This window comes from Streptomyces sp. NTH33, assembly GCF_003236365.1.
Taxonomy (GTDB): domain Bacteria; phylum Actinomycetota; class Actinomycetes; order Streptomycetales; family Streptomycetaceae; genus Streptomyces.
The window spans coordinates 1-1,175 of the sequence record NZ_POTZ01000923.1 but is presented as its reverse complement, the minus strand read 5'-3'; the positions used below and the strand labels follow the sequence as shown (position 1 = coordinate 1,175).

Sequence of the window (1,175 nt, the reverse complement as noted above, 5' to 3'; positions counted from 1 at the left end):
CTCCTCCCCTTCCTTCCTCCCCTCTGTGACCGACAACGAGAAAGCGAGCAGTTGATGATGTACGACCTTGTAGTGGTGGGCGCGGGACCGTACGGTCTGTCGATCGCGTCCCACGCCGCGGCCGCGGGGCTGAACCTGCGCGTGTTCGGCCGGCCCATGGCGTCCTGGCGGGACCACATGCCCCGCGGCATGCTGCTGAAGTCGGAGCCGTGGGCGTCGAACCTGTCCGACCCGCACGGGCGCTGGCGTCTGGAGGCGTACTGCGTGGAGCGCGGCCTGACGGCACGTCACGCGGAGCCGATCTCGGTGGAGGACTTCGCCGCGTACGGCCTGTGGTTCGCGCGCCACGCCGTGCCGGAGGTGGACGAGCGCCAGGTGGCCCGGGTGACGTCCGGCCCCGGCGGCTTCACGGTGGTCACCGAGGACGGGGAGACGGTGCACGCGCGCACGGTGGCGCTGGCGGTCGGTGTGATGCCGTTCGTCGAGGTGCCGCGGGCGCTGCGCGGACTGCACCCCTCGCTGGTGTCGCACAGCAGCGACCACAGCGACCTCGACCAGTTCCGCGGCAAGGACGTCACGGTGATCGGCGGTGGCCAGGCGGCGCTGGAGACCGCGGCGCTGCTCGCCGAGCAGGGCACGCGCGTGCGTGTGCTGGCGCGGGCGGACCGGCTGGTGTGGAACGACGTGCCGCCGCCCTGGGAGCGCCCCTGGTGGCAGTCGGTCCGCTCCCCGCACAGCGGCCTCGGCCCCGGCTGGCGGAACTGGTTCTACTCCGAGCGTCCCAACCTCTTCCGGCGGCTGCCGGAGCAGACCCGGTCACGGATCGCGGTCACGGCGCTGGGACCGGCGGGCGCCTGGTGGGTGCGGAACCGGGTGGAGGGCGCGGTGGACGTGCTCACCGGCCACGAGGTCGCCGCGGCCCATGCGGTGCCGGGCGGCCTGCGGCTGGAGGCGGCGAGCCGCGGGGGCGGCACGCGTGTCCTGGAGACCGAACACGTCGTCGCCGCCACGGGGTTCCGGCCGCTCTGCGACCGGCTCGGCATGCTCTCCGCGATCTGGTCCGAGGTACTGGGCGTGGCCGACGTGGGCGCGACGGACAACTACTTCGCGCTCGGCGGCGACTCCATCCTCGGCATCCGGATCGTCTCCGCCGCCCGCCGGGCCGGACTCGCGCT

Annotated in this window: 1 protein-coding gene; it reads left to right on the top strand. The window is 73.8% G+C overall.

What is annotated here, in order from left to right; all coding sequences use genetic code 11:
- Positions 1–57 precede the first annotated feature (57 nt).
- The coding region (locus tag C1I97_RS37565) for an NAD(P)-binding domain-containing protein (protein WP_111007324.1) at positions 58–1,175 on the top strand (1,118 nt) is incomplete at its 3' end.